An 18,345-nucleotide genomic window follows, 5' to 3' on the forward strand; every position below is an offset into this window, starting at 1 on the left:
GAGCGGACGAACGCCAATGGGTCGAAGAAGTTCCGTGAGGCGATGCTGGAGGGCCGCTGGGACGACTGTGTGGAGATGGCCCGGGACCAGATCCGCGAGGGCGCCCACATGCTCGACCTGTGCGTCGACTACGTCGGCCGGGACGGCGTCGCCGACATGGCCGAGCTCGCCGGCCGCTTCGCCACCGCCTCGACGCTGCCGATCGTGTTGGACTCGACCGAACTGCCGGTGATTCAGGCGGGGTTGGAGAAGCTGGGCGGCCGTGCGGTCATCAACTCGGTGAACTACGAGGACGGGGACGGCCCGGAGTCGCGGTTCGCGAAGGTGACCGCGCTGGCGAAGGAGCATGGTGCGGCGCTGATCGCGCTGACCATCGATGAGGAGGGCCAGGCCCGCACCGTCGAGCACAAGGTCGCCATCGCCGAGCGCCTCATCGAGGACCTGACCGGTGAATACGGCATTCATGAGGCGGACATCCTCATCGACTGCCTGACCTTCACCATCTGCACCGGCCAGGAAGAATCCCGCAAGGACGGCATCGCCACCATCGAGGCGATCCGCGAGCTGAAGAAGCGCCACCCGGACGTGCAGACCACGCTGGGCCTGTCGAACATCTCCTTCGGCCTCAACCCCGCCGCCCGCGTCGTGCTGAACTCCGTCTTCCTGGACGAGTGCGTCAAAGCGGGCCTGGACTCGGCCATCGTGCACGCCTCCAAGATCCTGCCCATCGCGCGCCTCGACGACGAGCAGGTCAAGGCCGCCCACGACCTGATCTACGACCGCCGCAGCGAAGGCTACGACCCCCTGCAGAAGCTCATGGAGCTGTTCGAGGGCGTCAACATGAAGTCGATGAAGGCGGGCAAGGCCGAAGAGCTGATGGCCCTGCCGCTGGACGAGCGGTTGCAGCGGCGCATCATCGACGGTGAGAAGAACGGTCTGGACGCCGACCTGGACGAGGCGTTGCAGACCCGCCCGGCCCTGGACATCGTCAACGACACCCTGCTGGAGGGCATGAAGGTCGTCGGTGAGCTGTTCGGCTCCGGGCAGATGCAGCTGCCGTTCGTGCTCCAGTCCGCCGAGGTGATGAAGACCGCCGTCGCCCACCTCGAACCGCACATGGAGAAGTCGGACTCCGAGGGAAAGGGCACCATCGTCCTGGCTACGGTGCGCGGGGACGTCCATGACATCGGCAAGAACCTCGTCGACATCATCTTGTCCAACAACGGCTACAACGTGGTCAACCTCGGCATCAAGCAGCCGGTGGCCGCGATCCTGGACGCCGCCGCCGAGCACCGCGCCGACGTAATCGGCATGTCGGGTCTGCTGGTCAAGTCGACGGTGATCATGAAGGAGAACCTGGAGGAGCTCAACCAGCGCAAGATGGCCGCCGACTTCCCCGTCATCCTGGGCGGCGCCGCCCTCACCCGCGCCTACGTCGAGCAAGACCTCCACGAGATCTACGAAGGCGAAGTCCGCTACGCCCGCGACGCCTTCGAAGGCCTGCGCCTGATGGACGCCCTCATCGCCGTCAAGCGCGGTGTCCCCGGCGCCACACTGCCCGAACTCAAGCAGCGCCGCGTGGCCAAGAGGGACACCCCCGTCGCGGAGGTCACCGAGGACGAGGGCCCCGCACGCTCGGACGTCTCCGTCGACAACCCTGTCCCGACCCCGCCGTTCTGGGGCACCCGCGTCGTCAAGGGCATCCAGCTCAAGGAGTACGCGTCCTGGCTCGACGAGGGCGCGCTGTTCAAGGGGCAGTGGGGCCTCAAGCAGGCCCGCACCGGCGACGGACCCTCGTACGAGGAACTGGTGGAGACCGAGGGGCGGCCCCGGCTGCGCGGCTGGCTCGATGAGCTGCACACCAAGAACATGCTGGAGGCGGCCGTCGTGCACGGCTACTTCCCCTGTGTCTCCAAGGGCGACGACCTGATCATCCTGGACGACCAGGGCAACGAGCGCACCCGCTTCTCCTTCCCGCGCCAGCGCCGTGGCCGGCGTCTGTGCCTGGCGGACTTCTTCCGCCCGGAGGAGTCCGGCGAGATCGACGTGGTCGGCCTTCAGGTCGTCACCGTCGGCTCGAAGATCGGTGAGGCCACGGCCGAGCTGTTCGCCGCCGACTCCTACCGCGACTACCTCGAACTGCACGGCCTGTCCGTGCAGTTGGCCGAAGCCCTCGCCGAGTACTGGCACGCGCGCGTGCGCGCCGAGCTCGGTTTCGGCGGCGAGGACCCCGCGGACGTCGAGGACATGTTCGCCCTGAAGTACCGCGGCGCGCGCTTCTCGCTCGGCTACGGCGCCTGCCCCGACCTGGAGGACCGCGCCAAGATCGCCGAACTCCTGGAGCCGGAGCGAATCGGCGTGCAGCTCTCCGAGGAGTTCCAGCTCCACCCCGAGCAGTCCACCGACGCGATCGTCATCCACCACCCCGAGGCGAAATACTTCAACGCGCGCTGAGCGGACAAGTCGTACACTTATCGGTCCAGTGCAGGCCGGTTGCCCTCCCGTCAAAAGGGGGCAGCCGGCCTTCTCGTCCCTCATGGAGGTGTGCCCGGATGACCAGTACGGTTCCCGCGCTCGGTACCCGAACGGCCGAAGGCTCCGCTCTTCAGGCGGTGCTCCTCGACATGGACGGAACACTCGTGGACACCGAGGGGTTCTGGTGGGACGCGGAGGTCGAGGTCTTCGCCGCGCTCGGACACACGCTCGACGAGGCCTGGCGTGACGTGGTCGTCGGCGGCCCCATGACGCGCAGCGCCGGATTCCTCATCGCGTCCACCGGTGCCGACATCACGGTGCCCGAGCTGACCGTGCTGCTCAACGACGGCTTCGAGGACCGCATCGGCCGCGCCCTGCCGCTGATGCCGGGCGCCGCGAGACTCCTGGCGGAGCTCGCCGCGCACGAAGTGCCGATGGCCCTGGTCTCCGCGTCGCACCGGCGCATCATCGACCGCGTGCTCGACTCGATCGGAGCCCACCACTTCACGCTCACCGTCGCGGGCGACGAGGTGACCCGGACCAAGCCGCACCCGGACCCGTACCTCCTCGCGGCGGCGGGGGTTGGCGCGGAACCGGCCAGATGTGCCGTCATCGAGGACACCGCGACCGGCGTCGCGGCGGCCGAGGCCGCGGGCTGCCATGTGGTGGCCGTACCCTCCGTGGCGCCCATCGCACCGGCCTCCGGCAGGACCGTCGTGCCGTCCCTCGAACACGTCAACCTGCCCTTCCTGCAAGGACTGATGGCCGGAAAGCGCTGAACAGTTGAAGATGTGACCTTTCCCACTCCCCGGGGGGTCGACAGCCGGTCACGGCTGTGCCGGGCCTCCGATTTGGGCGAGTTGTGGAGTGACGTTGTGTCCTGATTGAGGGGAACCTGACGAAACCTTCCCGTGTTGGGTTATCGGTGCGTCCGCGCCCGGTTTCGCTGCGTGATTGAGGGTCAACTCCGGTCCCTTCCAGCCCTCCTGGTGGTGCGGACTAATGTCGTCGCGAGAACATCGCCCCGCCCCCACGGACCGACTGACCCCACCCCTCGTTGCCGGTCCGGACGGGACCAACAGCTGTGGAGAACGACGAGCATGAACCGTAAGACTTTGGTGCTGCCGGCCGTCGTAGGTCTGCTCGCCCCCGCGCTCGCGGCGTGTGGCGGAGCAGGCGACGGTGGGGGCGACGACGCGATCGCCGTCGGCACCACGGACCGGTTCGCCACCTCGCCCGAGGTCCCGGCCCCCTTCGACCCGGCGTACGCCTATGACGCGGGCTCCTGGAACATCCTGCGCCAGACGGTCCAGACGCTGATGGCCATGCCGCGCGGCGACGGCGACCCGGAGCCCGAGGCCGCCGAGCGGTGCGGATTCACCGACACCGGCAACGAGCGCTACGAGTGCACGCTGCGCAAGGGCCTGAAGTTCGCCGACGGCAAGCCGCTGACCGCCACCGACGTGAAGTTCTCCATCGAGCGGGTGCGGGACATCAAGGTCAAGGACCCCAGCGGCTCCGACGGCCTGGTGGCCAACGTCGACGCGATCGAGACCCAGGGCGACCGGGGCATCGTCTTCCACCTCAAGAGCCCCGACGCGACGTTCCCGTACAAGCTGGCCACGCCCACCGCGGGCATCATCAGCTCGGAGCACTACGCCAAGAACAAGCTGCGCGACGGCTTCGCGGTGGACGGCTCTGGCCCCTACACCGCCGAGCACGAGGTCAAGGGCAACCAGCTCGTCAAGACGACGTTCTCCAAGAACCCCAACTACAAGGGCGCGTTGAAGCCCAAGAGCGACAAGATCGAGCTGCGCAACTACGCGTCCACCGACGCCATGGGCGCGGCACTCAAGGGCGGCGACATCGACATGATGACGCGCACCATGTCGCCCGAGCAGATCAAGCAGCTCGGCGAGGACCCGGGCAAGAACATCGAGTTCGTCGAGACGCCCGGCCTCGAGATCCGCTACCTCGGCTTCAACACGGACGCCACCACCGTCAAGTCCAAGGCAGTGCGCCAGGCCATGGCGCAGGTCATCGACCGCGGCGCCCTCGCGACCGGCGTGTACGGCGACGCGGCCGAGCCGCTCTACTCCCTGGTGCCGACCACGATCACGGGCCACACCAACTCGTTCTTCAACAAGTACGGCGACCCGAGCCCGGCCAAGGCCCGGAACCTGCTCCAGAAGGCCGACATCAGCACGCCGGTGAAGCTCACCCTGCACTACACGACCGACCACTACGGCCCGGGCACCAAGAAGGAGTTCGAGCTGCTGAAGAAGCAGCTCAACGCCAGCGGCCTGTTCGACGTGTCGATCAAGGGCGAGGCCTGGGGCACCTTCCGCGCCGCCGAGCAGAAGGGCGCCTACGACGTCTACGGGATGGGCTGGTTCCCCGACTTCCCCGACGCCGACAACTTCCTCGCGCCGTTCCTCGACGAGGACAACTTCCTCGGCTCGCCGTACGTGAACAGCACCATCAACGAGGAGCTGATCCCGCACTCGCGCCGCGAGGCCGACCGGCTGACCGCCTCCAAGAGCATCAAGAAGATCCAGGACATCGTCGCCGAGGACGTACCGGTGCTTCCCCTCTGGCAGGGCAAGCAGTACATCGCCGCCCGCGACGACATCACCGGCGTCGAGTGGGCCCTCAACTCCTCCTCGAACCTGCAGCTGTGGGAGCTCGGCCGCGGTGTGAGCGGCTGACCTCCGCGCACACCGGCACTCTGCCGGGCTTCGCTCCACCGATGGACATCAACGACAAGGCACGTACGTGAAATTGCGTAACCAGTGGTTGGCCCTTCCCCTCACGGGAGGACTGGCCGCCGCCCTGCTGACCGGCTGCGGCTCGGAATCGGGTGGAGCGGGGGAGGACGGCGAATCGGTGGTGATGGGGATGTCGGACGACGTCCTTGCCACCGACCCGGCATCCGGCTACGACCCCGGGTCGTGGCTCCTGTTCAACAACGTCTTCCAGTCCCTGATGAGCTTCCCGAACGGGGGCACCGAGCCGGAGCCCGAGGCCGCGAAGGAGTGCGGTTTCACGGACACGGAGACCAAGGTCTTCGAGTGCACGCTGCGGGACGGTCTGAAGTTCAGCAACGGCAACGCGCTGACCTCGAAGGACGTCAAGTTCTCCTTCGACCGCATGATGAAGATCAATGACGACGACGGCCCCGCGATCATGTTCCCGATGCTCGACCGCGTCGAGACCCCGAACGCCAAGAAGGTCGTCTTCAAGCTCAAGTACGCCGACGCGACCTTCCCCAGCAAGATCGCGTCCGGCGCCGGTTCCATCGTCGACCACGCGTCGTACGACATGAACTCCCTGCGCGGCGGCGACGAGGCCACGGGTTCGGGACCGTACAAGCTCGACTCCTTCGACAAGGAGCAGGCGGTCTTCTCGGTCAACCCCGACTACAAGGGCACCGCCAAGGTGAAGAACAAGGGCGTCACGCTCAAGTTCTTCCACGACGACCAGAAGGGCCTGAAGAAGGCGCTCCTGGACGACAAGATCGACATCGCGTACCGAGGCCTCGCCGCCAACGACATCGCGGACATCGAGGCGGACACCTCCGAGGCGAGCCAGAACATCGACGTCGTCGAGGGCACGAGCGCCGAGGTGCAGCACCTGGTCTTCAACATGAAGGACCCGGTCGCGGGCAAGCTGGGCGTCCGCAAGGCCATGGCGTACCTGCTCGACCGTGACGCCCTGGTCAAGGACGTCTACCGGGACACGGCGACGCCGCTGTACTCGATCGTCCCGGCCGGGATCGGCGGCCACAACACCGCCTTCTTCGACACCTACGGCGCCCGCCCGCAGCGCTCCAAGGCCGCGGCGGCCCTGCGTGAGGAGGGCCTGAGCGGCAAGGTCAAGCTCACGCTCTGGTCCACGCCGTCGCGTTACGGCCCCTCGACCGACCAGGAGCTGCGGGCGATCGCCAAGCAGCTCAACGCAAGTGGTCTCTTCGACGCCGACGTGAAGTCGATCGAATTCAGCCAGTACGAGCGGGACATCAAGTCCGGCAAGTACGGCGTGTACGTCAAGGGCTGGGTCCCGGACTACCCGGACCCGGACAACTTCACGCAGCCGTTCTTCGGCAAGGGCAACGTCCTGGACAACGGCTACCGGAACAGCGACATCACCGGGAAGATCATCCCCGGCACCGCCGCCGAGACCGACCGCACCAAGACCGACGAGGACTACTCCCGGCTCCAGGACACCGTCGCGAACGAGCTGCCGATCCTGCCGGTCTGGCAGGCCAAGCAGTACGCCGTCATCTCCGACGACGTGTACGGCGTCGAGTCGTGCCTCGACGCGTCGACGGTCTTCCGCTTCTGGGAACTCAGCAAGGCCTGATCCTCGCCCCACGAACGACTGAAGGTGGCCGCCCCTCGGGGTGGCCACCTTCAGTCGTTCATCCGTCTGTGCGGGTTCTACTGGGCGCCCGGCCGCACCAGACCGCTCTCGTACGCGTACACCGCGGCCTGCACCCGGTCGCGGAGGCCGAGCTTCGTGAGCACATGGCCCACGTGCGTCTTGACCGTCGTCTCGCTCACGAACAGGTCCGCCGCGATCTCCGCGTTCGACAGGCCGCGCGCCACCAGCTTGAGCACCTCGACCTCCCGCTCGGTGAGCGTGTGCAAGGTGTCCGGCACCGGCTCGTCGCCCGAGGGGAGATGCCCCGCGTACTTGTCGAGGAGCCTGCGCGTGATGCTCGGCGCGAGCATCGCCTCGCCCGACGCGACCACCCGGATCGCCTGCACCAGTTCGTTCGCCGGGGCGTCCTTGAGGAGGAAGCCGCTGGCACCCGCGCGCAGCGCCTCCACCACGTACTCGTCGAGGTCGAAGGTGGTCAGGACCAGGACCTTCGCAGGACCGTCCCGGCCAGGACCGGTGATCTGCCGGGTCGCCTCGACGCCGTCCATCCGCGGCATGCGGATGTCCATCAGGACCACATCGGGCTGTAGCGCCCGCACCTGGTCGAGAGCCTGTAGGCCGTCTCCGGCCTCGCCGACGACCGCGACGTCCTGCTCGGCCTCCAGGATCATCCGGAACCCGGTGCGCAGCAGTGGCTGGTCGTCGACCAGTAGGACACGGATCGCCACGTAACTCTCCTTCGCTAGCCCGGGGCCATTCTGCCCTGCGTGTCCTCTTCGGACTCGGGCACCCTCACCGCAAGGGGGTACGGCGGGGGAGTCCCGCCGAATTCCGGACATACGGCCTGGTGGTCGCACCAGCCGCAGAGCTTCGTGGGCCTCGGCCGCCAGTCACCCGTCTCGGTGGCGAGCGTGATCGCCTCCCACAGCGCGTGCAGCTTCCGCTCGACCTGCTCCAGATCCTCGGTCCTGGGGTCGTACGTGATGACGTCGCCGCTGCCCAGATAGACGAGCTGGAGGCGGCGCGGGACCACGCCCTTCAGCCGCCACACCACCAGGGCGTAGAACTTCATCTGGAAGAGCGCGCCCTCCGAATACTCGGGGCGCGGGGCCTTGCCTGTCTTGTAGTCGACGATCCGCACCTCGCCGGTGGGCGCCACGTCCACGCGGTCGATGATGCCGCGCAGCTTCAGGCCCGACTCCAGCTCCGCCTGCACGAACAGCTCGCGCTCGGCCGGCTCCAGGCGGGTGGGGTCCTCAAGGGTGAACCACCGCTCGACGAGCTTCTCCGCGTCCGCCAGCCAGCGCGCGAGCCGCTCACCCTGCTCGTCGTCGGCGAACAGCTCCGTCAGCTCCGGCTTGGCCTCGCGAAGGCGGTCCCACTGCCCCGGGATCAGGGACTTCGCGCGCGGCGCCGTCCGCTCACCCGCGGGCGCGTCGAAAAGCCGCTCCAGGACGGCGTGCACCAGCGTGCCGCGGGTCGCCGCCTCGCTCGGCTTCTCCGGCAGCTTGTCGATCACCCGGAACCGGTAGAGCAGCGGACACTGCATGAAGTCACTGGCGCGCGAGGGCGACAGGGACGCCGGACGCACGGCCGTCACGACACCGTCGGTGCTGGTTTCCATGAGGACAGACCCTACGACCCGCCACTGACAACGGCCGCATACCATCGACGACAGACCCTCTCGCCCTGCATGATCGTGCGTGTACCGCGCCGGGCAGGGGCGAGGGACGCTTCGAACGAGGGGACATCGTGGACGAGAGCGGCGGGAGCGGCAGGCCGCGATCCGACGGCACGGACGGTCGGCGACCGGGTGCCGAAACAGGCCCCGAGGGCACACAGAGCACTGACGACACCGCCCGGCCCCAGGCGAGCGAAGAGGAACCCCGGCAGGCCCCCGAGGGAGCACCGCGCCCCGCGGCCGAAGCCCCGCGGCCCGCCGACCGCCTCACCAAGACCCCGCGGGACACGCCCGGGAAGCCCCCGCACGACACCCACCCCGAGTACGCGCACGCCAGCCACGGCCCCACCCCGAAGGCCACCCCTCCCCAGGGCAAGAAGGGCCCCGGGGGAGGCCTGCTCATGGGACGCCCGTTCGGCGTGCCCGTGTACGTGGCCCCGAGCTGGTTCCTCGTAGCCGCCCTCATCACCTGGGTCTTCGGCGGCCAGCTCGACCGCGTCCTGCCCGAACTCGGCGCCGCCCGCTATCTCGTCTCGCTCTTCTTCGCCGTGGCCTTCTACGCCTCCGTGCTCGTCCACGAACTGGCGCACACCGTCGTCGCCCTGCGCTACAAGCTGCCGGTGCGCCGCATCCAGCTGCAGTTCTTCGGCGGCGTCTCGGAGATCGAGAAGGAGTCGGAGACACCGGGACGCGAGTTCGTCCTCGCCTTCGTGGGCCCCCTGCTCTCCCTCGTCCTCTCCGGCGTCTTCTACGGGGCCATGCGCCTCGTGGAGCCCGGCACCGTGCCCGGCGTCCTGCTCGCGGGCCTGATGATCTCCAACCTCATCGTCGCCGCCTTCAACCTCCTGCCGGGCCTGCCCCTGGACGGCGGCCGCATGCTCCGCGCCGTCGTCTGGAAGATCACCGGCAAGCCCATGAGCGGCACCATCGCCGCCGCCTGGGTCGGCCGCGCGCTCGCCATCTCCGTCCTGATCGGCCTGCCCCTCCTCAACCAGTCCGGCGCGCTCGGCGGCGAGAGCCAGGACATCGGCGGCATGGACACCGTCACCGACGCCCTCCTTGCCGCGATCCTCGCCGCCATCATCTGGACCGGCGCCGGAAACAGCCTCCGCATGGCCCGCCTGCGCGAACACCTGCCCGAGCTCCGCGCCCGCGCCCTGACCCGCCGCGCCGTCCCCGTCGAGTCCGGCACCCCGCTCTCCGAGGCACTGCGCCGCGCCAACGACGCCGGGGCCCGCGCCCTCGTCGTCGTCGACGCCGACGGCGACCCGATGTCGGTGGTCCGCGAGGCGGCCATCGTCGGCGTGCCCGAGCACCGCCGCCCTTGGGTCACCGTCAGCGGCCTCGCCCAGGACATCACCGAAGGCATGCGGATCTCCGCCGAGCTCGCGGGCGAGGAGCTCCTCGACACGCTCCGGGCGACGCCCGCCACCGAGTACCTCGTGGTCGAGGCCTCCGGCGAGATCTACGGAGTGCTGTCCGCCGCCGACGTGGAGCGCGCCTTCGTCAAGGCGATGGCCCGCCCCAGCTGACGCCCACCCGGGTCCGAGGCCCGCGCGGGGGCCGGTAGGCTGTTCACATGTCCGAACCGACCGGTGCCGCCCGCCGACGCGGGCCCTTCAAGGTCGGGGACCAGGTTCAGCTGACCGACCCCAAGGGCCGCCACTACACGTTCACGCTCGAGGCCGGGAAGAACTTCCACACCCACAAGGGTTCCTTCCCCCACGACGAGCTGATCGGTGCTCCCGAGGGCAGCGTTGTCCGCACCACGGGAAACGTCGCCTACCTCGCGCTGCGCCCCCTGCTCCCCGACTATGTCCTGTCCATGCCCCGCGGCGCCGCCGTGGTCTACCCCAAGGACGCGGGGCAGATCCTGGCCTTCGCCGACATCTTCCCCGGCGCACGCGTCGTCGAAGCGGGTGTGGGCTCCGGCTCGCTCAGCAGCTTCCTCCTGCGCGCCATCGGCGACGACGGAATGCTGCACTCGTACGAGCGCCGCGAGGACTTCGCCGAGATCGCCCAGCAGAACGTGGAGCGCTACTTCGGCGCCCCGCACCCCGCCTGGCAGCTCACCGTCGGCGACCTCCAGGACAACCTGAGCGACACCGACGTCGACCGCGTCATCCTCGACATGCTCGCCCCCTGGGAGTGCCTGGACGTCGTCTCCAAGGCGCTCGTCCCCGGCGGCATCCTCTGCTGCTACGTCGCGACCACCACCCAGCTCGCGAGGACCGTCGAGTCCATCCGCGAGATCGGCGGCTTCAACGAGCCGACCGCCTGGGAATCGATGATCCGCAACTGGCACGTCGAGGGCCTCGCCGTCCGCCCCGACCACCGCATGATCGGCCACACCGGCTTCCTGCTCACCGCCCGCCGCCTCGCGGACGGCGTCGAGCCGCCCATGCGCCGCCGCCGCCCCTCCAAGGGCGCCTACGGCGACGACTACACCGGCCCGAACGCCGGCGGCGGCACACCCCGCGCGGAAGGCTGAAACACCCGGCACCGCCGACACCCGCGTACAACCGCTGAACGCACCGGCGCCGCCGCCGAGTTCCCCACGAGAGAAGGGAACTCGGCGGCGGCGCCTTTCCGTTCACGGAAGCCGCCGACCCCGGTGTTCCGCCGCACTGTGAGGTATGGCACGATGCTGGCCACCTCCCCCACCGGCACAGCCCTCACAGGAGACACTCCTAGTGCAGCACCCCGCCGTCCCGGAACTGGCACACAACACCACCCGCCCCATCCACTGGCTGGCCACCGCGGCCGCGCTCGCCGCCGTCGTCGCCGGCTCGTCCTTCCTTCAGCCCGACCCCGCGAACGCCGCACAGGCGGGCTCCAAGCCGTCCAGCAAGACCGCGGCCGCCCCCGCGCCCGCGACCGCCCCGGATCCGGCCACCGTCACGTACCCCCTCACCTGCGGCAGCGTGAAACCCGTGGTCAAGAAGAAGGCCTCCGGGGACCTCGACGGGGACGGCAGACCGGAGACCGTCGCCGTGGTGCACTGCGCCGCCGGATCGGGCACGCCGCCCGACGGTGTGTACGTCGTCACGCGCCCCACGGAGGGCAAGCCCCGGGTCGTCGCCACCCTCGTCGACCCGAAGGACCGCCAGAACGTCAGCGACTTCGCCGTACGTGACGGTGTGATCACCGCCACGCTCCTCGGCTACTCGTCACCGAACGTGCCCAGCTGCTGCCCCGACCTCCAGGAGGAGGCCAAGTGGCAATGGAAAGACGGCACGTTCGCCCGCTCCACACCGGCCGGGGCACACAGCGTGTGACCGAAGAGACACGAACAAGGGCCTGTGCCCGCCGTCCAGCGGCGGGCACAGGCCCTTGTCAGTCGTCTAGTTCGTCATCGACTTCGCGCCCTCACGCGGCGTCGGGGCCGTAGACCTCCACCCTGTCCGAAACGCGACGCACGTGGATGCAGTCCCCGGGGCATTCCTTCGCCGAGTCCGCCACATCACGCAGAAGCGGCAGCGGTACGGGCGTTGTGGCGCCCGGCGCCTGCAGAAGCTCGTCGTCACCGCTCTTCACATAGGCCAGGCCGTCGATGTCCAGCTCGAAGACCTCGGGCGCGTACTGCGCGCAGATGCCGTCGCCGGTGCAGAGGTCCTGGTCGATCCAGACCTCCAGGAGATCGCCCTCAGGGCCGGTCCCAGCCTCGTTCTGCACGGTCATATCTCCTGCCGATCGCTGCGTCGAGCCCACCGACTCGGGTACAAGTCGGGCCAGCTCTGACGGGTGTTGAACGCTTCGACGATACAACCGCCCGCTTTCCGATGTTGCTGGGTGGGTAATGACCTGACGTGAGGGAGAGCGCAAGGGTGAAGATCGGACACACCTCTACCGTCTTTGTGATCTAGGGGTTTCAATCGACACCCACCCAGGTAGGGTCTGGAAGCGTCCAGCTCCCCTTGGAGGAGGTGAGGACCGTGGCAGCACACGACGACGACATCAACCGCGGCATCCGGCCGGGGCGAGGGTCTGAGGACCCCGCCGGTCAGGTTGCCTATCTCGAGCAGGAAATCGCCGTCCTGCGACGCAAGCTCGCCGACTCTCCGCGGCATACGAGGATTCTCGAAGAGCGGATCGTCGAGCTGCAGACCAACCTGGCCGGCGTATCCGCACAGAACGAGCGGCTCGCCAACACGCTCCGTGAGGCCCGCGACCAGATCGTGGCCCTCAAGGAGGAAGTCGACCGGCTCGCGCAGCCGCCGGCCGGCTTCGGAGTCTTCCTCGTCGCGAACGAGGACGGCACGGCGGACATCTTCACCGGGGGCCGCAAGCTCCGGGTGAACGTCAGCCCCAGCGTGGAGCTCGAAGAGCTCAGGCGTGGCCAGGAAGTCATGCTCAACGAAGCACTCAACGTGGTCGAGGCCATGGAGTACGAGAGCGTGGGCGACATCGTCACCCTCAAGGAGATCCTTGAGGACGGCGAGCGCGCCCTGGTGGTCGGGCACACCGACGAGGAGCGGGTGGTGCGGCTCGCCGAACCACTCCTCGACGTCACCATCCGCCCCGGCGACGCACTCCTGCTCGAACCCCGCTCCGGCTACGTCTACGAAGTGGTCCCCAAGAGCGAGGTCGAAGAACTCGTCCTCGAAGAGGTACCGGACATCGGCTACGAGCAGATCGGCGGCCTGGGCAACCAGATCGAGCTGATCCGCGACGCGGTCGAACTGCCCTACCTCTACCCGGACCTCTTCAGGGAGCACGAACTGCGGCCGCCCAAGGGCGTCCTGCTGTACGGGCCCCCCGGCTGCGGCAAGACGCTGATCGCGAAGGCCGTCGCCAACTCCCTTGCCAAGAAGGTCGCCGAGGTGACCGGAGCGGCAGCGGGGAAGAGCTTCTTCCTCAACATCAAGGGACCCGAACTCCTCAACAAGTACGTCGGCGAGACCGAGCGTCACATCCGCCTGGTCTTCCAGCGTGCGAGGGAGAAGGCGAGCGAGGGCACCCCCGTCATCGTCTTCTTCGACGAGATGGAATCCCTCTTCCGCACCCGCGGATCCGGAGTCAGCTCGGACGTGGAGAACACCATCGTCCCCCAGCTGCTCGCCGAGATCGACGGCGTGGAAGGCCTGGAGAACGTCATCGTCATCGGCGCCTCCAACCGTGAGGACATGATCGACCCCGCGATCCTGCGGCCAGGACGACTCGACGTGAAGATCAAGATCGAGCGCCCGGACGCCCAGGCGGCGAAGGACATCTTCGCCAAGTACCTCACCGAGCGGCTCCCGCTGCACGCGGACGACCTCGCCGAACACAGCGCCGACCGGCGCACCACCGTGGACGGCATGATCCAGTCCGTCGTCGAGCAGATGTACGCGGAGTCCGAGGAGAACCGCTTCCTCGAGGTGACGTACGCCAACGGCGACAAGGAAGTCCTGTACTTCAAGGACTTCAACTCCGGCGCCATGATCGAGAACATCGTCGGACGCGCCAAGAAGATGGCCATCAAGGCCTTCCTCGACGCCAACCAGAAGGGCATCAGGGTCTCTCACCTCCTCCAGGCTTGCATCGACGAGTTCAAGGAGAACGAGGACCTGCCCAACACCACCAACCCGGACGACTGGGCCCGCATCTCCGGCAAGAAGGGCGAACGGATCGTCTACATCCGTACGCTCGTCACCGGAAAGCAGGGCGCGGACACCGGACGCTCCATCGACACGGTGGCGAACACCGGTCAGTACCTGTAGAAGGCAGGGCGGCTGCGGGTGTCCTTCGTGGGTACCCGCAGCTGTCTGTTTTTCAATGAAGGCAATGATCTCCCCACCAGCGCAAAGGCGCTCTAGGCTCTTCGGTACCGCCGAGTCGCGCAGTGCGGGGACGGGCACCGCACACGCACCGGAGAACCAGCGGTACTTGAGCGCCGTTCCCGAAGGGGAGCGCCGCCGGGCAAGGAGGGCCGCATGACCGTACGGCGAGTAATGGGCATCGAGACGGAGTACGGGATCTCCGTCCCCGGCCACCCGAACGCCAATGCCATGCTCACCTCGTCCCAGATCGTCAACGCCTACGCCGCGGCGATGCACCGGGCGCGACGCGCCCGCTGGGACTTCGAGGAGGAGAACCCCCTGCGGGACGCGCGGGGCTTCGACCTCGCCCGTGAGACCGCCGATTCCAGTCAGCTCACCGACGAGGACATCGGCCTCGCCAACGTGATCCTCACCAACGGGGCGCGCCTCTACGTGGACCACGCGCACCCCGAGTACAGCTCACCCGAGGTCACCAACCCCTGGGACGCCGTCCTGTGGGACAAGGCCGGCGAGCGCATCATGGCGGAGGCGGCCGAGCGGGCCGCACAGCTGCCCGGGGCCCAGCCGATCCACCTCTACAAGAACAACACCGACAACAAGGGCGCCTCGTACGGCACGCACGAGAACTACCTGATGAAGCGGGAGACCCCCTTCTCGGACATCGTGCGCCACCTGACGCCGTTCTTCGTGTCCCGGCAGGTCGTCACCGGCGCGGGACGCGTCGGCATCGGCCAGGACGGGCACGAGCACGGCTTCCAGCTCAGCCAGCGCTCCGACTACTTCGAGGTCGAGGTGGGACTGGAGACGACCCTCAAGCGGCCCATCATCAACACCAGGGACGAGCCGCACTCCGACGCCGAGAAGTACCGCCGCCTGCACGTCATCATCGGCGACGCGAACCTCTCCGAGATCTCGACGTATCTGAAGCTGGGCACGACATCCCTGGTCCTCGCCATGATCGAGGACGGCTTCATCGCGGTGGACCTCGCCATCGACCAGCCCGTGCGCACCCTCCACCAGGTCTCGCACGACCCGACACTCAAGCGTCTGATCACACTCCGTAGCGGCCGGACACTCACCGCTGTCCAGCTCCAGATGGAGTACTTCGAGCTGGCCCGCAAATACGTGGAGGAGCGGTACGGCTCCGACGCCGACGAGCAGACCAAGGACATCCTCGGCCGCTGGGAAGACGTCCTGGGCCGCCTGGAGAGCGACCCGATGAGCCTCTCCGGAGAGCTCGACTGGGTCGCCAAGCGGGAACTCATGGAGGGCTACCGCCGCCGTGACAGCCTCGACTGGGACGCGGCACGGCTGCACCTCGTCGACCTCCAGTACGCGGACGTACGGCCCGACAAGGGCCTCTACAACCGCCTGGTGGCACGCGGCAAGATGAAGCGCCTCCTGGAGGAGCCACAGGTCGAGCGCGCCCAGACCAAGCCTCCGGAGGACACACGCGCCTACTTCCGCGGCCGCTGCCTGGAGCAGTACGCGGACGACGTGGCCGCGGCCTCGTGGGATTCGGTCATCTTCGACCTCCCGGGCCGCGACTCCCTCCAGCGTGTGCCCACACTGGAGCCCCTGCGGGGGACGCGGAACCACGTAAAGGAGCTCCTGGACCGCTGCCGCACGGCGGAGGATCTGGTACGGGTGCTCTCCGGAGGCTGAAAGACCCGGCGTGTGGGAATCATCGAGGTGGTCCCCGGACGTTGCAGTAACTACGGGGCCGATGTCAGACCTGGCTTATAGGGTCTGATCAAGTGCATCGAACCGAACGAGCGGGGTGAGGTAGATGGCGACCAAGGACACCGGCGGCGGACAGCAGAAGGCAACGCGTTCCACCGAGGAGGTCGAGGAGCAGACAGAGGAAGCGCAGGGCTCCGAAGACCTCAAGGAGCGCCAGGAGAAGCTGAGCGACGACGTGGACTCCGTCCTGGACGAGATCGACGACGTCCTTGAGGAGAATGCCGAGGACTTCGTGCGCTCCTTTGTGCAAAAGGGTGGCGAGTAAGTCGTTCCACCTTCGTTTCGAAGGCTTGAACCGAAGGTCGGGCTGGGGGGTTGCTGGGTCGGCCGTTGGCCGGTGGTCGCAGGACCGCCATGCCTCGGATGACCTGGCGACGCTCTCCGGCGGGGCCTTGTGTGATCTCTCCGAACGCTTCAGCCGTTCATGTGGATCACCGCCACGAGACGGGTAGGGTCCGTGGCGTACTGTGCTTCAACTGCAATTCGGCCATCGGCGAGTTGGGAGAATTTCCCGACACTTTGCGGCGGGCCGTCACTTACCTGGAAGGAAACGCGTGGAAGCCAACACTCGTAGCACCGGGCGTCTACCAGCTGCCTTCCTGACGCCTGGGTCTTCGTCCTTCATGGACTTTCTGTCCGAGCATCAGCCCGACATCCTGCCGGGCAACCGGCAGTTGCCGCCCACGCAGGGTGTGATCGAGGCGCCGCACGGCACGACCATCGTGGCGACGACGTTCCCCGGCGGCGTGGTGCTCGCCGGTGACCGGCGGGCGACCATGGGCAATGTCATCGCGCAGCGCGACATCGAGAAGGTCTTCCCGGCCGACGAGTACTCCGCGGTCGGCATCGCCGGCACCGCCGGTCTCGCCGTGGAGATGGTCAAGCTCTTCCAGCTGGAGCTAGAGCACTTCGAGAAGGTCGAGGGCGCCACGCTCTCCCTGGAGGGCAAGGCAAATCGTCTCTCCACGATGATCCGGTCGAACCTGGGAATGGCCATGCAGGGCCTGGCCGTTGTCCCGCTCTTCGCGGGGTACGACGTGGACCGCGAGAAGGGGCGCATCTTCAGTTACGACGTCACGGGCGGCCGTTCCGAGGAGCACGGCTTCGCGGCCACCGGCTCCGGTTCGGTCTTCGCGCGTGGTGCGATGAAGAAGCTCTACCGCAAGGATCTGTCGGAGGAGGAAGCGACGACGCTCGTCGTGCAGGCGTTGTACGACGCCGCGGACGACGACTCGGCGACGGGTGGTCCTGATGTCGCCCGCCGCATCTATCCGATCGTCACCGTGATCTCCGACGAGGGTTTCCGGCGGTTGGGGGACGAGGAGTCCTCCGAGATCGCCCGCTCGATCCTTGAGCGGCGCCTGGAGCAGCCCGACGGCCCGCGGGCCGCACTGCTCTGATCGATCCGTATTCGCCACTGACTGAGTCACTGACAGAAAGGGACGGATAGCCGGTGTCGACGCCGTTCTATGTCTCACCCCAGCAGGCCATGGCCGACCGGGCGGAATACGCCCGCAAGGGCATCGCCCGCGGTCGCAGCCTTGTTGTGCTGCAGTTCGCCGATGGCATCGTGTTCGTCGGCGAGAACCCGTCCCGTGCGCTGCACAAGTTCAGCGAGATCTATGACCGGATCGGCTTCGCGGCCGCCGGCAAGTACAACGAGTACGAGAACCTCCGGATCGGCGGTGTGCGGTACGCCGATCTCCGTGGATACACGTACGACCGTGACGATGTGACGGCCCGTGGGCTCGCGAACGTCTATGCCCAGACGCTGGGCACGATCTTCTCGAGCCAGGCGGAGAAGCCGTACGAGGTGGAGCTGGTCGTCGCCGAGGTGGGCGCCACGGCTGACGCCGATCAGATCTATCGGCTGCCGCACGACGGTTCGATCGTGGACGAGCACGGTTCGGTCGCGGTCGGCGGCAACGCCGAACAGATCAGCGCGTATCTCGATCAGCGTCATCGTGACGGGATGTCGCTCGCCGAGGCCCTGAAGCTGGCCGTGCAGTCGCTGTCCCGCGACACCAACGGCAGCGAGCGGGAGATCCCCGCGGAGCGGCTCGAAGTGGCGGTCCTTGACCGTACGCGGCCGCAGCAGCGGAAGTTCAAGCGGATCGTCGGGCGTCAGCTCGCGCGGCTGCTCGAAGGCGGTGCCTCGGCGCCCACGGACGCCGAGTCCGACAACGAGGAGGAGACGGATTCCGGCTCCGACTCCGGGTCCGGATCCTCCGAGGAGTAGTTCGGTTCGTCGTGTGCCCCCGTGTTCCGGCCCTGGCCGGAACACGGGGGCACACGCATGTG

Annotated in this window: 15 protein-coding genes and 1 pseudogene; 13 read left to right on the forward strand and 3 right to left on the reverse strand. The window is 67.9% G+C overall.

Annotated features, from left to right (window positions below; all coding sequences use genetic code 11):
* From metH to ACWGI2_RS36315, 4 genes are all read left to right on the forward strand, one after another.
* Positions 1-2,454 (forward strand): methionine synthase (gene metH / locus ACWGI2_RS36300; RefSeq protein ID WP_453700133.1); only part of this gene is annotated, 2,454 nt, incomplete at its 5' end.
* 98 nt (positions 2,455-2,552) lie between these two features.
* The gene (locus ACWGI2_RS36305; RefSeq protein WP_453700135.1) at positions 2,553-3,254 is read left to right on the forward strand and encodes an HAD-IA family hydrolase; all 702 of its coding nucleotides are present in this window, start codon (positions 2,553-2,555) and stop codon (positions 3,252-3,254) included.
* Positions 3,255-3,575: 321 nt separating this feature from the next.
* Positions 3,576-5,183, forward strand: a complete 1,608-nt coding sequence (locus ACWGI2_RS36310) for an ABC transporter substrate-binding protein (RefSeq protein WP_453399398.1) — start codon at positions 3,576-3,578, stop codon at positions 5,181-5,183.
* A 67-nt stretch (positions 5,184-5,250) separates the two neighbouring features.
* Complete coding sequence (locus tag ACWGI2_RS36315) at positions 5,251-6,837, forward strand: ABC transporter substrate-binding protein (RefSeq protein ID WP_453399399.1); 1,587 nt, start codon at positions 5,251-5,253, stop codon at positions 6,835-6,837.
* A gap of 77 nt (positions 6,838-6,914) precedes the next feature.
* Here the strand turns inward: ACWGI2_RS36315 and ACWGI2_RS36320 are convergent, their stop codons facing one another.
* Positions 6,915-7,586 (reverse strand): response regulator, encoded by a 672-nt coding sequence (locus ACWGI2_RS36320; protein WP_135332738.1) that lies wholly within the window; start codon positions 7,584-7,586, stop codon positions 6,915-6,917.
* 14 nt (positions 7,587-7,600) lie between these two features.
* Complete coding sequence (locus tag ACWGI2_RS36325; RefSeq protein WP_453399400.1) at positions 7,601-8,482, reverse strand: RecB family exonuclease; 882 nt, start codon at positions 8,480-8,482, stop codon at positions 7,601-7,603.
* Positions 8,483-8,610: 128 nt separating this feature from the next.
* Between ACWGI2_RS36325 and ACWGI2_RS36330 the strand changes: the two genes are divergently transcribed.
* The 3 genes from ACWGI2_RS36330 to ACWGI2_RS36340 all read left to right on the forward strand — a co-directional run bounded on the left by ACWGI2_RS36330 (position 8,611) and on the right by ACWGI2_RS36340 (position 11,817).
* Positions 8,611-10,071: a site-2 protease family protein gene (locus tag ACWGI2_RS36330; protein WP_453700137.1), complete on the forward strand. Its 1,461-nt coding sequence runs from the start codon at positions 8,611-8,613 to the stop codon at positions 10,069-10,071.
* Between the two features lie 47 nt (positions 10,072-10,118).
* Positions 10,119-11,030 (forward strand): tRNA (adenine-N1)-methyltransferase, encoded by a 912-nt coding sequence (locus tag ACWGI2_RS36335; RefSeq protein ID WP_453700139.1) that lies wholly within the window; start codon positions 10,119-10,121, stop codon positions 11,028-11,030.
* 202 nt (positions 11,031-11,232) lie between these two features.
* Positions 11,233-11,817, forward strand: coding sequence for a hypothetical protein (locus tag ACWGI2_RS36340; RefSeq protein WP_453700141.1), 585 nt, complete (start codon positions 11,233-11,235; stop codon positions 11,815-11,817).
* Between the two features lie 91 nt (positions 11,818-11,908).
* Here the strand turns inward: ACWGI2_RS36340 and ACWGI2_RS36345 are convergent, their stop codons facing one another.
* Positions 11,909-12,220: a ferredoxin gene (locus tag ACWGI2_RS36345; RefSeq protein WP_160503989.1), complete on the reverse strand. Its 312-nt coding sequence runs from the start codon at positions 12,218-12,220 to the stop codon at positions 11,909-11,911.
* Between the two features lie 254 nt (positions 12,221-12,474).
* On the opposite strand from ACWGI2_RS36345, the gene arc reads away from it, so the two are divergent.
* From arc to prcA, 6 genes and pseudogenes are all read left to right on the forward strand, one after another.
* Positions 12,475-14,241: a proteasome ATPase gene (gene arc / locus ACWGI2_RS36350; RefSeq protein WP_160503984.1), complete on the forward strand. Its 1,767-nt coding sequence runs from the start codon at positions 12,475-12,477 to the stop codon at positions 14,239-14,241.
* 213 nt (positions 14,242-14,454) lie between these two features.
* A complete protein-coding gene (gene dop / locus ACWGI2_RS36355) occupies positions 14,455-15,966 on the forward strand; it encodes a depupylase/deamidase Dop (RefSeq protein WP_453700142.1) in 1,512 nt (503 codons plus the stop codon).
* Between the two features lie 124 nt (positions 15,967-16,090).
* Complete coding sequence (locus ACWGI2_RS36360; RefSeq protein WP_160503981.1) at positions 16,091-16,309, forward strand: ubiquitin-like protein Pup; 219 nt, start codon at positions 16,091-16,093, stop codon at positions 16,307-16,309.
* A gap of 113 nt (positions 16,310-16,422) precedes the next feature.
* Positions 16,423-16,647 (forward strand): annotated as a pseudogene (locus ACWGI2_RS36365) (endonuclease domain-containing protein); the annotation flags it as partial.
* Positions 16,599-17,444 carry a proteasome subunit beta gene (prcB, locus tag ACWGI2_RS36370; protein WP_453399404.1) on the forward strand — a complete coding sequence of 282 codons (846 nt, stop codon included), beginning with the start codon at positions 16,599-16,601 and terminating at the stop codon, positions 17,442-17,444. The pseudogene ACWGI2_RS36365 and the gene prcB, both read left to right, overlap by 49 nt.
* Positions 17,445-17,497: 53 nt before the next feature.
* Positions 17,498-18,283, forward strand: a complete 786-nt coding sequence (prcA, locus tag ACWGI2_RS36375) for a proteasome subunit alpha (RefSeq protein ID WP_453700144.1) — start codon at positions 17,498-17,500, stop codon at positions 18,281-18,283.
* The last annotated feature ends 62 nt before the right edge of the window (positions 18,284-18,345 follow it).

This window comes from Streptomyces sp. NPDC054866 (assembly GCF_053610745.1).

Bases quoted from the DNA above. Each gene is read 5' to 3' on its own strand.
- ACWGI2_RS36325 (WP_453399400.1), bottom strand. From the start codon at position 8,482: ATGGAAACCAGCACCGACGGTGTCGTGACGGCCGTGCGTCCGGCGTCC.
- dop (WP_453700142.1), top strand. From the start codon at position 14,455: ATGACCGTACGGCGAGTAATGGGCATCGAGACGGAGTACGGGATCTCC.
- ACWGI2_RS36360 (WP_160503981.1), top strand. From the start codon at position 16,091: ATGGCGACCAAGGACACCGGCGGCGGACAGCAGAAGGCAACGCGTTCC.
- ACWGI2_RS36310 (WP_453399398.1), top strand. From the start codon at position 3,576: ATGAACCGTAAGACTTTGGTGCTGCCGGCCGTCGTAGGTCTGCTCGCC.
- ACWGI2_RS36345 (WP_160503989.1), bottom strand. From the start codon at position 12,220: ATGACCGTGCAGAACGAGGCTGGGACCGGCCCTGAGGGCGATCTCCTG.
- ACWGI2_RS36305 (WP_453700135.1), top strand. From the start codon at position 2,553: ATGACCAGTACGGTTCCCGCGCTCGGTACCCGAACGGCCGAAGGCTCC.
- ACWGI2_RS36335 (WP_453700139.1), top strand. From the start codon at position 10,119: ATGTCCGAACCGACCGGTGCCGCCCGCCGACGCGGGCCCTTCAAGGTC.